This is a genomic window from Arthrobacter sp. LjRoot14 (genome assembly GCF_964253905.1).
Taxonomy (GTDB): domain Bacteria; phylum Actinomycetota; class Actinomycetes; order Actinomycetales; family Micrococcaceae; genus Arthrobacter.
The window spans coordinates 2802177-2814470 of sequence record NZ_CAXURL020000001.1 but is presented as its reverse complement, the minus strand read 5'-3'; the positions used below and the strand labels follow the sequence as shown (position 1 = coordinate 2814470).

The window sequence follows — 12294 nt, the reverse complement described above, 5'->3', positions numbered from 1 at the left end:
AACCCATGACCCACACCGAACATGAGATCAGTTTCGGCCCCTACACGGCCGTCGCCACAGCGCGTGGAGGAGCGCTCCGCGAGTTGCGGCATGAGGGCCGCGACCTGGTGGTCGGCTTCGGTGCCGACGGCGAAATTCCGGACTACCGCGGCGTCATCTGTGCACCGTGGCCGAACCGGCTGGCTGATGGCCGGTACAGGTTCGAGGGCAAGGACTTCCAAGCGGTGGTCAACGAGGATGAGCGGGGGACTGCCCTGCACGGGCTGGTGTTCGGGGCGGACTGGGAACTGCAGGAACACACTGCGTCCTCCGTCCGCCTTGGAACCCGCATCGAGCCGGGGGACGGCTATCCGGGACGCCTTGACGTGTCAGTTGACTACGAGCTGCGGGCAGACGGGCTTCACAGCACTGTGCGTGCCCGGAATATTGGCGTTGAAGCAGCCCCCTACGGCGTGTGCCCGCACCCGTACCTTATCGCCGGTCCGGCCCCGCTTGATGAGTGGACCGTGCAGATCCCGGCCACGGAATTCATGGAGGTCTCCGCCGACCGGCTGCTCCCGGAAGGCATGGCCGGGGTGGAAGGCCATGCCTTTGATTTCCGGGCAGGGAAGGTCCTCGGAGCCGTGGAAATCGACCACGCTTTCACGGGCCTGACTTCCAACGCGGACGGTCTTGCCGCGGTGCGCATTCATGACCCCTCGGGCACCGGAGTGGAGTTGGAATGGGACAGGGCGTGGCCCTGGCTGCAGATCCATACCGCGGACAAGCCGTCGGGGCCTTCCCGGCTTGGCCTCGCCGTTGAACCCATGACGTGCCCGCCTGATGCCTTCAATAGCGGAACGGATGTGGTCCGGCTGGCTCCGGGGGAGTCCCATAAGGCCGGCTGGACCATCCGGGCGATCAGCCGTTGAGTTAGGGCTCAGCCGTTGAGGTACGTCCTGGCGAAGCGCCGGTACTGTTCGAGCACCTCGGACGCGCCGCCGTCGGCCGCCGTCACTTCGGTGCCGGACGACTCCCACTCCGGCCACCGGCCCGCGAGGACGGCCGCCGCCTGCCGGGCGGCGCCGTCGGCCACGTATTCACCGGGCTCGGGCACCATGACGGGAAGGCCGAAGACGGACGCGGCAATCTGCTGCACGGCAGCGGACTGCGCGCCGCCTCCCACGAGGATGACGCGTGCGGCCGCAACTCCCTGCGCCTGCAGGGCCGCCAGCCCGTCCGCGAGGGAGCAGACCACGCCTTCGACGGCGGCCCGGGCCAGGTTGGCCCGCGTGTAGCTCGCCAAGGTGGCGCCGTGCAGCGAACCGGTGGCGTGCGGCAGGTTGGGTGTGCGCTCGCCTTCGAAATAGGGAACGAGCGTGAGGCCGCCCGAACCTGCCGGGGCGGCAAGGGCGAGTTCGTTGAGCCCGCCCAGCGTCACGCCGAGCAACGCGGCCGTGGAATCGAAGATCCGGGTGGCATTCAGCGTGCAGGCCAGCGGGAGGAAGTTGCCGGTGGCGTCGGCAAATCCGGCCACAAGTCCGGTTGCATCGGCGGCCGGAGTCTCCGAGACGGCGAAAACCGTCCCCGACGTCCCCAGCGATACCACCACGTCGCCCGGACGGGCGCCGACGCCAAGGGCTGCAGCCGCATTGTCGCCGGCGCCGGGGCCGATGAGTGCGCCCGACGGCGTTGTGCCTGCGGCCTCCAGCGAACCGGCGACGGCGGGCAGAACCGGGACATGTCCCAGTACCTTCCGGAGGAGTTCCGGGAGGTAGGTCCCCGAGGCCGTGGAGAAGTATCCGGTTCCGGAGGCATCGGACCTGTCCGTCCTGAGCAGCTGCAGCGAGGAGGGTCCCGATCCCGGGCCATGGCCCGCGAGCCGCCAGCTGAGCCAGTCGTGCGGCAGGCAGACGGCCGCCACGCGGCGTGCGCTGTCCGGCTCATGGCGGGCCAGCCAGCGAAGTTTGGTGATGGTGAGGGAAGCCACCGGAACCGTACCCGTCGCCTCCGCCCAGTAGGCGGCTCCGGCTCCCGCGTCGCCGTCGCCCGCCTCTTTGATGAGCTGTTCCGCATCCTCTGCGGAGCGCGTGTCGTTCCAGAGCAGGGCGGGGCGCACCACCGCACCGGAGGCGTCCAGGCACACCATGCCATGCTGCTGGCCGCCTACGGAGACGGCGGCCACATCGTCCAGGCCGCCGGCCTGTGCGATGGCTTCCTGGAGCGCGGCCCACCAGTGGTCGGGGTGGATCTCGCTACCGTCGGGGTGGGCGGCGCGGCCCTGGCGGATCAGCGTGCCGGTGTGCGCATCCCGGATCACCACTTTGCATGACTGCGTGGAACTGTCGATTCCTGCTACCAACGGCATGGCGGGTTCTTTCTGAAGGGCTGCCGCCGGATCCGGCGGTCCGGATCCGGCGGCAGTGGAGCTGGCTGGTTGGGGGAGCCTGGCCTAGCGGGCGCCGAGCAGGTGCTCGATGGCCAGCTGGTTGAGGCGGACGAAGGCGAAGGACCGCCGGGCGGCGGCATCGGCGTCGAACTCCGCGAATGCGGAAGCGTCAGCCAGCAGATCCGCCGTGGTCTCTCCGGCGGCGAGGGTGGGCTCGCCGAGTTCGAAGACGCCGGAGGTCTTCAGGGCTTCCTGGACATCGGGGTCGGCGCGGAAGGCCAGGGCACGCTCCTTGAGGAGGAGGTACATGGACATGTTGGATTTCGCGGATTCCCAGACGCCGTCGTATCCGTCGGTGCGTGAGGGCTTGTAGTCGAAGTGACGCGGGCCGTCGTACTTCGGGCCGCCGTTGGGGAAGCCGTTTTCGAGCAGGTCCACGGTGAAGAATGCGCTGGTGAGGTCGCCGTGCCCGAAGACGAGGTCCTGGTCGTACTTGATGCCGCGCTGGCCGTTGAGGTCGATGTGGAAGAGTTTCCCGGCCCACAGCGCCTGGGCGATGCCATGGGTGAAATTCAGCCCGGCCATCTGCTCGTGCCCGGTTTCCGGGTTGAGGCCCACGATGTCGCCGTGTTCCAGCTGTGCGATGAAGGCCAGTCCGTGGCCGACGGTGGGCAGGAAGATGTCGCCGCGGGGCTCGTTGGGTTTTGGTTCCAGGGCGATCCGAAGGCCGTAGCCCTTGTCCTTGATATAGGCGGCGGCCGTGTCCACGCCTTCCTTCATCCGGTCCAGGGCGGCAGAGAGGTCCTTGGAACCGTCATACTCGCTGCCTTCGCGCCCGCCCCACATGACGAAGGTCTCTGCACCCAGCTCTGCTGCAAGGTCGATGTTCTGAAGGACCTTGCTGAGCGCGAACCGGCGGACCGAACGGTCGTTGGAGGTGAAGCCGCCGTCCTTGAAGACGGGATGGCTGAACAAATTGGTGGTCACCATTGGGGTCTTGAGGCCCGTCTCGGCCAAGGCGGCCTTGAAGTTCTTCAGGATCAGCTCGCGCTCGGAGGCTGTGGCGTCGAACGGGACCAGGTCGTTGTCATGGAAGGTGATGCCGTAAGCGCCCAGTTCGCTGAGCTTGTGGACGGCTTCGACGGGGTCCAGGGCGGGGCGGGTGGCGACGCCGAAGGGATCCGCCCCGGTCCAGCCGACGGTCCAAAGGCCGAAGGTGAAGCGGTCTGCAGGGGTGGGCTGGAGGGTCATGAAACATCCTTGGTTCGGAGGTGGGGTGGAAGCTGTCGGCCAGGTAGGAAAGCAGGCCGGTGAATTAGTTTTCAATCTGAACTATATGCGTCATGATTGACTTGGGTCAATGATTAAGGCGGCGGAAATGTCACGGGAAAATAATGTTGACGGCAGTGCGGCGCGTCCGGCACCCGGCCGGGTGGAGGACGTCCGGCGTGGCAACCTCGTCCGGGTCCTCGCGGCCATTGCGCAGGCACGGACGGATCCGCAGCGCTACCCGACGCGTGCTGAGCTGGCTTCCCTGACCGGCTTGACCAAGGCTTCAGTGTCCAGCCTGGTCGCCGAGCTCGCGGACTCCGGCCTGGTCATGGAGTCCGGCGCCACGCGCGACGGTGAACGCGGCAGGCCCGGGGTAGGCCTCCAGCTCAGCACCCGCCGCGGCGTGGTGGGCATGGAAATCAACGTGGACTACATCTCGGCGGGCCTTCTGGACCTCGGCGGTGCGCTGCGCGCGTTCAGGACGCTGGAATGCGGAAACCGCGGCCAGTCGCCGGAATCCGTCATGGCCCTGTTGTCCGGGCTCGTGAACGACGTAGTCGCCGAGGCAGCAGCCGCCGGGATCGCAATCCTGGGCGGCGGACTGGCGGTGCCCGGACTCGTGGACACGGCATCCGGAACGGTTTCCAGCGCCCCCAACCTGCAGTGGCACAATGTTGCCCTTGAGCTGGGCGGGTTGCTGCCGGGCGCACCTCTGGGCACGGTTCTGTATAACGAGGCAAACTGCGCTGCCCTGGCCGAGCTCTGGTACGGGCACGGATTGGAATTCCGCGACTACCTGTTTGTTTCCGGTGAGGTGGGTGTCGGTGGCGGCCTGGTCATCGGCTCCCGGCTCTTTGCCGGACCCCACGGGCAGGCGGGGGAGGTGGGCCACGTGGTGGTTGATCCGTCGGGTCCGGACTGCTCGTGCGGCGGCCGCGGCTGCCTGGAAACATTCGCCGGACAGGAGGCCATCTTTGCCGAGGCCGGCATTCCGGCAGGAACTGCCTCCGTGCGGCTGGGGCAACTCGTGGAACAACTTGGCGCCGGCAATGCTGCCGCCGCATCGGCCGTGGCCCGTGCCGGCCGCTACCTTGGTATCGCCGCAGCCTCCACGGCACGGCTGATGAACCTCTCCGCCGTTGTCCTCGGCGGCCACTTCACCCGGATGGGGCCGTGGATTGCACCGGCCGTAATAGCAAGCCTCGCCGTCCATGCGCCCGGCGTCGTCAGTCCTGCCAGGGTGGCGGTTTCGGAACTCGGCCAGTCGGCTGCCCTCCTGGGCGCGGCCGGGAGCGCCCTGCGTTCCGTCCTTGCCGCTCCCTCCGGGCTGACGACTGCCGGCTAGGTGCGGCCCGGGGCGGCGAGCCGGACCACCGCCCGGCTCCACGGCACACCAGCCCACCGGCGCTCCGTCATGGAAGGCGAGGACGCCCGACGTCGGGCCATTCCGCCGGTCCTGTGATTAGGGGTGATGCGGTCACGGCCGCCAGCCGTGTCCGGTAAGCCAGGTGGCACACAGCTCTGTCCACCGCTCCACCCCGGCAACCCCGGGAGCGAGGCCCAGCCCGTGCCGGCCTTGCGGAAAGACGTGCAGCTCTGCAGGCACGGCAGCCTTGCGCAGCGCCATGGCGTAGCGCAGGCTGTGTTCAACATCGACCGCTGCGTCGTCAAACGTGTGCCAGATGAACGCCGGGGGAGTGCTGCTTGTGACGGTGAGCTCGGCGGACAGCTCTGCCAGCAGGTCACCGGAGGGTGCCGCGCCGAGCAGGTTGTCGATGCTGCCCTGATGGACGGCCGATTCGAAGGACACCACGGGGTAGCACAGGATGGCGAGGTCCGGCCGGGACCCCGGGGCGTCGAGTGTCTCGTCTCCGGTGGGAACGCCTCCGGCGAGGGTGGCAGCCAGGTGCCCTCCGGCGGAGAACCCCAGGACACCCACGCGGGAGCCATCCACTTCGAGTCCGTGGCCGCCGCACCTGATCCATGCCAGGGCCGCCTTCGCGTCCGCCAGCGGGGCCGGGTGGCGGTGCGGAGCCACCCGGTAGCGCAGCACGAAGGCGTGGATGCCCAGGGACGCCAGCCATTCGGCCACCGGCTCTGCCTCGTGGTCGGCGTGGCGCGCGTAGCCTCCGCCGGGAAGGACCAGGATTGCCGGGAACCGCCGGGGGGATTGCCCGCCGTCCGGGTGTGCGCGGCCCGGTGACGTGCCGCCTCCGGGCGCGGCAGGACCGTGGCGGGCCGGGACAACGGTGAGGCCGGCCGGCATCCGGGAGTTGCCGGTCAGGCGGTCCATTCTGTGCTCCGCCGGAGCGTCACCTGACCGGTGACGGCCGGACCGTCGTCGTGTTTTCCTTCAGTTCCGGCGGCCGCTGTGGACCCCACGGTGCTCAAGGTGGCCAGGCGGCCGATTTCCTCCAGCGGAAGGCGCACCGTTGAAAGCCCCGGGCGGAAGTCCCGGAGCGTTTCGATATCGTCAAACCCTGCGATCAGCGCGTCGCGGGGAATTCGGAATCCCTGGGAGCGAAGCCCTGCAGCTGCGCCGATTGCCATGACATCGTTCGCCGCGAAGATGCACAGATCCGGCTTCCCGCCCTCGTTCGCGGGGGCGGAGTTCCGGGCGTTCCGGATCCGTTCGGCCAGCACGAGTCCGGCTTCGTAGCCGCCGGCACGGTTGAAGGAGGCGCGGAGGACTTCGGCTTCGGGGCGGCCGGCCGAGGCGAGGCCGGCCTGGAAGCCGCGGATCCGGTCGTCGGACGTGATCAGGCCTTCGGGGCCGCCGATGATGACGAAGTCGCCTGAATGGCTGGCTGTGAGCTTTCCGGCAAGTTCCGCGGCCAGCTGCTCATTCGGCACTTCCACAAGGTGGTAGCCGTCCAGTTCAGCGGCTCCGACGATGGCTTGGCCCACCACCCCCACGTGCCCGCCATTGCGGCAGTAGCGGTCCAGTTCGGCGGCAAGTTCGGCGTTGCCCTGGTGGTCTTCCGGGCGGCTGGACCGTGAGCCGGCAATGACGATGGCGTCGGCCCGCCTGGCAGCGAAGGCGGCGACGGCTTCCTTCTCATCGGCCGGAGTTCCGCCTGTCGTGGCCAGCAGCACCATCTTGTGCTGCTCGCGGGCCACTTCCTGGACGCCGCGGGCTATGGCGGAGAAATACGGATCCGCGATGTCGTGCACAATCAGGCCCACCAGTCCCGAACTGGACTTCGCGAGTGCCTGGGCCTGGGCGTTGGGGATGTAACCAAGGGTCTCGGCTGCCTGCCGTACCCGCTCGGACACTCCCGGGCCGGGTTTGCGGGCGGAGCCATTGAGGACGCGTGACGCAGTAGCCGGCGAGACCCCGGCCAATCGTGCCACCTCGGTGAGGGTACTTGCAGCCACTGATATTTCTCCTGTTCAGCCAACGTGCGCGTAGTGGTCATTATGGCAGTTTGCACGACTTTCGGGAAAGCGCTTGCCATGCGGCGCGGGAAGATGCATCATAAATGCAGTGGGAATGCGCTTTCCCAGCACACCGTACTGAACCAACTCACCGTGGAGGACACATGGGCTTCGAAACAAAGACGATCCGTATCGCCATGAACGGCATTACCGGCCGGATGGGCTACCGCCAGCACCTGCTGCGTTCCATCCTCCCCATCCGCGACGCGGGCGGCTTCACCCTTGAAGACGGCACAAAGGTCCAGGTCGAACCCATCCTGGTCGGCCGCAACGAAGCCAAGATCCGGGAACTCGCCGAACTGCACAAGGTCTCCGAGTGGAGCACCGACCTGGACGCCGTAATCAACGACCCCACAGTCGACGTGGTCTTTGACGCGTCCATGACCAGCCTCCGCGCCGCCACCCTGAAGAAGGCGATGTCCGCGGGGAAGCACATCTTCACGGAGAAGCCCACGGCGGAAACCCTGGCGGAGGCCATTGAACTGGCCCGGACCGGCAAGGAAGCCGGGGTCACCGCCGGCGTCGTGCACGACAAGCTCTACCTGCCCGGTTTGGTCAAGCTGCGCCGCCTCGTTGACGAAGGCTTCTTCGGCCGCATCCTGTCCATCCGTGGCGAATTCGGCTACTGGGTCTTCGAAGGCGACGTCCAGGCAGCCCAGCGCCCGTCCTGGAACTACCGCAAGGAAGACGGCGGCGGCATGACCACGGACATGTTCTGCCACTGGAACTACGTCCTCGAAGGCATCATCGGCAAGGTCAAGAGCGTCAACGCCAAGACCGCAACCCACATCCCGGCCCGCTGGGACGAAGCCGGCAAGGAATACAAGGCCACGGCCGACGACGCCTCCTACGGCATCTTCGAGCTGGAAACCCCGGGCGGCGACCAGGTCGTCGGCCAGATCAACTCCTCCTGGGCGGTCCGCGTTTACCGCGACGAACTGGTGGAATTCCAGATCGACGGCACCCACGGTTCGGCGGTCGCGGGCCTGAATAAGTGCGTCGCACAGCAGCGCGCCCACACCCCCAAGCCCGTCTGGAACCCTGACCTGCCCGTGACCGAGTCCTTCCGCAGCCAGTGGCAGGAAGTGCCGGCCAACGCCGACCTGGACAACGGCTTCAAGCTGCAGTGGGAAGAGTTCCTGCGCGACGTCGTTGCCGGCCGCGAACACCGCTTCGGCCTGCTCTCCGCGGCCCGCGGCGTCCAGCTCGCCGAGCTCGGCCTGCAGTCCAACGACGAACGCCGCACCATCGACATCCCGGAGATCTCGCTCTGATGACATCCCTGATCCTTCCCACCGACGACGGCGGAACCCGCGAATACCGTCTTAAGTCCGCGCCCGCCTGGGCAAAGCCCTCGGCCCCCATCACCTCGCGGCACGCCTACGCCGCAGCCCACGTCATCCCGGAAGTCACCGCGGACAACACCCCCGGCGCACCGGCCCGGCTCGACTGGGACGCCACCATGGCCTACCGGCACGAACTCTGGTCCTACGGCCTCGGGGTGGCCGATGCCATGGACACCGCCCAGCGCGGCATGGGCCTGGACTGGGCTGCCACCCAGCAGCTGATCAAGCGCACCGGCGTCGAGGCGGCGTCGGTGGTCGCCGGGGGCGCTGCCGCCACGGCCGGCAAGTCGGTGCGCGACCTCGTCTCGTGCGGGGCCGGCACCGACCAGCTGGATCCGGCCGCCCTGCCGACGGGCGCCGCCGGCATCCAGGCCGTCCTGGACGCATACCGTGAACAGGTCGCCGTCGTCTCCGAGGCCGGGCCAAAGGTCATCCTCATGGCCTCACGCGCCCTGGCCAAAGTGGCCAGCGGGCCTGATGACTACCTGCACGTGTACTCCACGCTGCTGCGGGAAGCGGACCAGCCGGTCATCCTGCACTGGCTTGGCACCATGTTCGATCCCGCGCTCGCCGGCTACTGGGGTTCCGACGACGTCTCCACGGCCACTGATACGTTCCTCTCCCTGATCCGCGAGCACGCTGACAAGGTGGACGGCGTCAAGGTTTCGCTTCTTGATGCCAGCCACGAGGTGGCGCTGCGCGCCGCACTCCCCGACGGCGTCCGTCTCTACACCGGCGACGACTTCAACTACCCGGAACTGATCGACGGCGACGGCACCCACCATTCGGATGCCCTGCTCGGCATCTTCGCCGCCATCTACCCGGCAGCATCGGCAGCGCTGCAAAGCTACGACGCCGGCGATGCAGTCAAGGCGCGTGCCATCCTGGACTCCACCCGGGAACTGGGCAAGCACATCTTCAGCGCCCCCACCTTCTACTACAAGACCGGCATCGCGTTCATGTCCTGGCTCAACGGCAAGCAGCCCGGTTTCCAGATGGTGGGCGGGCTGCACTCCGGCCGATCCGTGGTGCACCTCGCCAAGACCTTCGAACTTGCCGACCAGGCCGGACTGTTGAAGGATCCCGCCCTGGCTGCGTTCCGGATGTCCGACTACCTGCGCATCAACGGGGTGGGAGTATGACGTTCAATTCAGGGCAGTCCCCTTTTTCGCGACTTTCCCTCAACAGCGCCACCACCAAGAAGTGGACCCTGGCCGAGGCCGTTGATGGCTGCGCCCGTGCGGGGATCCCGGCGATCGGCCCGTGGCGTGACCGCGTTCACGAGGCCGGCCTGGACAAGGCCGCCAAGATCATCCGGGATGCCGGACTGCGGGTGTCCTCGCTCTGCCGTGGCGGCTTCCTGACGGCAGCCGACGCGGAGGGGCAGGCTGCGGCGCTCGCCGACAACCGCGCAGCCATCCTGGAAGCCGTGGCGCTGGACACCCGGGAGCTGTTCCTGGTGGTCGGCGGCCTCGCACCGGGGGAGAAGGACGTAGTGGCTGCCCGCCAGCGCGTCGCCGACCGCCTCGCGGACCTGGTTCCGTTCGCCGCCGAGAACGGCGTCCGGCTGGTGCTGGAGCCGCTGCACCCGATGTACGCCGCCGACCGCGCCCTGATCTCCACCCTGGGCCAGGCCCTTGACCTGGCGGCACCGTACGACGCGAAGGCCGTCGGCGTCGCCGTCGACACCTTCCATGTGTGGTGGGACCCCGAGTTGAAGGCCCAGATCGAACGTGCCGGGCGGGAGAACCGCATCGCCTCCTATCAGGTCTGCGATTTCAACCTGCCCATCGCAGCAGACGCGCTGTTGTCCCGGGGCATGATGGGCGACGGCGTGATCGACTTCGCAACCATTGGCACCTGGGTCCGCGATGCCGGTTACACCGGCGACATCGAAGTGGAAATTTTCAACCAGGAAATCTGGGACGCCGACGGCGACAGCGTCCTGGCGACCATGAAGGAGCGCTACGCGGGACTCGTCCTGCCGTACGCCTGACCGGCCGCAGCGTCTTCCCGCGGGGACGCGATTCCTGATGCAGACCGCGGGCCCCTGCTTCGTCACGGCCGGGGCCCGCGCCCCACCGAACGGCCCGGCACCGAACAGCGGTGCCGGGCCGTTTTTGGCTCCTCCGATCTTCCGGGGCCGTAACTCGTCGGGGTTCTTAACAACGCCCGCCGTGGCGCGTAGGGTCGTGCGCAGGAGGGACTGACATGAATGATCAGATCAAGCTCGCGGAAGCATCCGTGCTGGTGGAAGCCCCACGGAGCCGGGTATGGCAGGCGCTGACCGATCCGGAAATCGTCAAGCAGTATTTCCTCGGCACTACTGTGACCACTACCTGGCGCGAGGGCGAGCCGGTGACTTTCGCCGGGGAGTGGAAAGGCAAACACTACGAGGACAAGGGCGTCGTGCTGGAGAACCGGCCTGAGGACCTCTTGCGCATCAGCCACTACAGCCCGCTGACCGGGCTGCCGGACGTGCCGGAAAATTACCATACGGTGGAGTACCGGCTGGATGAGAAGCCGGACGGCACTCAGGTCACCATCACGCAGGGGAACAACAAGAGTGACTCCGAAGCGGAGGAGTCTGCGAAGCTCTGGGAAATGGTCCTGGGAAACCTCAAGGGGCTGCTTGAACGCTGACGGTTCCTGCCGGACGGAGTGGTTGCCTGGGCCGCACGTGTGAAGCGTCGACAAGCCGAACGTTCCGGACTAGCTTGGGCACATGACTGAGATTCCAGACGAAAACGGCACCGCCCGGGGCGACGACGGTACGGTCCGGCCGGCGGAAGAAGCCGCCCGGGTTTCCGTCGCCGGCGATCTGGCGGAAACGGTTGAGCCCGATATCGCCGAAATGGACGACACCCCCGAAGGACACCGCGGAGACGTGGATTTTGGGTGAGGTTGCACGGGTGACACGGACCGCTTCGGAATGACTTGGCGGTGCCGCCACCGGGTGCTTTAGCGCACCCGCTGCGCAAGCACCCGGCGGCGATGGGCCGCGGCACGCAACTGGATGATCCGGGCTGCGCCGGCAACAGCCACCAGCACCCCGCCGCCCACAGCGGCAATGAAGAGTGCAATCCCCAGCGGAACGGCGCCCTCCAGCCCGAAATACCTGACCTGCACGTAGTCCTGGTTTTGCAGGATGAAGATGATCAGGAGCACCATTACCGCCAATGCAGTGGCGACGGCGGCCCAGACCATCCCGGCGCGCGTCACGTGCCGTTCCTCCGTCGGCGCAGTCGACTGCGTTGCGGGTGCGCCGGGGGACGGAACGCGCCGGGCCGGTGTGGCCTCTTCCGTTCCGCGCTGTGCCGGTACCCCTTGGGCCGGCGCGCCAGGTGCCTGTTCGCCCGGGACGGGTGTGTCCGCCGGCGGAATGCTCCGGGCCGCACCGGGTCCCGTTTGCGGTGATGACGTGGCTGTTTCCTGCGGCTCGTAGTCCGGTGATTGCTGAGTCATACGGTCCATCCTCTCCAAGATGATCCACCGCCACGGAAGGTGCGGCGCCGACGCCACTTCAAATGAGTCGGCGCCGCCCTCAAATGATAAGCAGGCTTAGCGTGAATTGCTCGCAGAAGCAGGTTGTCCTGCGTCCGGCATGTCAATTAACACTGTCCTCCGGAGACTCACGTCTGGAAAGGCCGAGGCGGCATTGCCCTTGCCGCCACGACGAAAGGTCCCCAATCGGGCTGACGCCAGGATGAACGAAACGGCCCCCACTGCGTTGACGCAAGTGGGAGCCGCTTCCTGTTGAGTGCCCCAGGAGGGAATCGAACCCCCGACCGGCGGATTAGAAGGCCGCTGCTCTATCCCCTGAGCTACTGGGGCACGTAGGCGTGTCCGGACCAATCCGGCAGCGCCTAG

General features: G+C 67.4%; 12 protein-coding genes and 1 tRNA gene. 7 read left to right on the top strand and 6 right to left on the bottom strand.

What is annotated here, in order from left to right; translation table 11 throughout:
* The first annotated feature begins 5 nt into the window (after positions 1 to 5).
* A complete protein-coding gene (locus tag ACSQ12_RS12635; RefSeq protein WP_436065625.1) occupies positions 6 to 911 on the top strand; it encodes an aldose 1-epimerase family protein in 906 nt (301 codons plus the stop codon).
* A gap of 8 nt (positions 912 to 919) precedes the next feature.
* Here the strand turns inward: ACSQ12_RS12635 and xylB are convergent, their stop codons facing one another.
* Positions 920 to 2347 carry a xylulokinase gene (gene xylB / locus ACSQ12_RS12630; RefSeq protein ID WP_436065624.1) on the bottom strand — a complete coding sequence of 476 codons (1428 nt, stop codon included), beginning with the start codon at positions 2345 to 2347 and terminating at the stop codon, positions 920 to 922.
* 84 nt (positions 2348 to 2431) lie between these two features.
* On the bottom strand, positions 2432 to 3619 hold the full coding sequence (gene xylA / locus ACSQ12_RS12625; protein ID WP_209744068.1) for a xylose isomerase: 1188 nt from the start codon (positions 3617 to 3619) through the stop codon (positions 2432 to 2434).
* A 127-nt stretch (positions 3620 to 3746) separates the two neighbouring features.
* Here xylA and ACSQ12_RS12620 point away from each other — a divergent pair, with 127 nt between their 5' ends.
* Entirely contained in the window at positions 3747 to 4985 is a 1239-nt protein-coding gene (locus ACSQ12_RS12620) for an ROK family transcriptional regulator (protein WP_436065623.1), read from the top strand.
* 132 nt (positions 4986 to 5117) lie between these two features.
* Here ACSQ12_RS12620 and ACSQ12_RS12615 read toward each other — a convergent pair whose 3' ends face one another.
* Both ACSQ12_RS12615 and ACSQ12_RS12610 read right to left on the bottom strand, forming a co-directional pair.
* Positions 5118 to 5933 carry an alpha/beta hydrolase gene (locus ACSQ12_RS12615; RefSeq protein WP_436065622.1) on the bottom strand — a complete coding sequence of 272 codons (816 nt, stop codon included), beginning with the start codon at positions 5931 to 5933 and terminating at the stop codon, positions 5118 to 5120.
* Positions 5921 to 7018 carry a LacI family DNA-binding transcriptional regulator gene (locus tag ACSQ12_RS12610; RefSeq protein WP_436065621.1) on the bottom strand — a complete coding sequence of 366 codons (1098 nt, stop codon included), beginning with the start codon at positions 7016 to 7018 and terminating at the stop codon, positions 5921 to 5923. Before ACSQ12_RS12610 ends, ACSQ12_RS12615 begins: the two co-directional genes overlap by 13 nt.
* A gap of 164 nt (positions 7019 to 7182) precedes the next feature.
* On the opposite strand from ACSQ12_RS12610, the gene ACSQ12_RS12605 reads away from it, so the two are divergent.
* The 5 genes from ACSQ12_RS12605 to ACSQ12_RS12585 all read left to right on the top strand — a co-directional run bounded on the left by ACSQ12_RS12605 (position 7183) and on the right by ACSQ12_RS12585 (position 11326).
* Complete coding sequence (locus ACSQ12_RS12605) at positions 7183 to 8352, top strand: Gfo/Idh/MocA family protein (RefSeq protein ID WP_436065620.1); 1170 nt, start codon at positions 7183 to 7185, stop codon at positions 8350 to 8352.
* Positions 8352 to 9566, top strand: a complete 1215-nt coding sequence (locus ACSQ12_RS12600) for a dihydrodipicolinate synthase family protein (protein WP_436065619.1) — start codon at positions 8352 to 8354, stop codon at positions 9564 to 9566. The genes ACSQ12_RS12605 and ACSQ12_RS12600 overlap by 1 nt, the downstream gene beginning before the upstream one ends.
* Positions 9563 to 10420 (top strand): sugar phosphate isomerase/epimerase family protein, encoded by an 858-nt coding sequence (locus ACSQ12_RS12595; protein WP_436065618.1) that lies wholly within the window; start codon positions 9563 to 9565, stop codon positions 10418 to 10420. Before ACSQ12_RS12600 ends, ACSQ12_RS12595 begins: the two co-directional genes overlap by 4 nt.
* 215 nt (positions 10421 to 10635) lie before the next feature.
* Entirely contained in the window at positions 10636 to 11067 is a 432-nt protein-coding gene (locus ACSQ12_RS12590; protein WP_436065617.1) for an SRPBCC family protein, read from the top strand.
* Between the two features lie 82 nt (positions 11068 to 11149).
* Positions 11150 to 11326, top strand: a complete 177-nt coding sequence (locus ACSQ12_RS12585; protein ID WP_436065616.1) for a hypothetical protein — start codon at positions 11150 to 11152, stop codon at positions 11324 to 11326.
* A gap of 59 nt (positions 11327 to 11385) precedes the next feature.
* Here the strand turns inward: ACSQ12_RS12585 and ACSQ12_RS12580 are convergent, their stop codons facing one another.
* Together ACSQ12_RS12580 and ACSQ12_RS12575 are read right to left on the bottom strand one after the other, a co-directional pair.
* On the bottom strand, positions 11386 to 11889 hold the full coding sequence (locus ACSQ12_RS12580; protein ID WP_436065615.1) for a lipopolysaccharide assembly protein LapA domain-containing protein: 504 nt from the start codon (positions 11887 to 11889) through the stop codon (positions 11386 to 11388).
* A gap of 296 nt (positions 11890 to 12185) precedes the next feature.
* Positions 12186 to 12258, bottom strand: a tRNA-Arg gene (locus ACSQ12_RS12575).
* Positions 12259 to 12294: the final 36 nt, after the last annotated feature.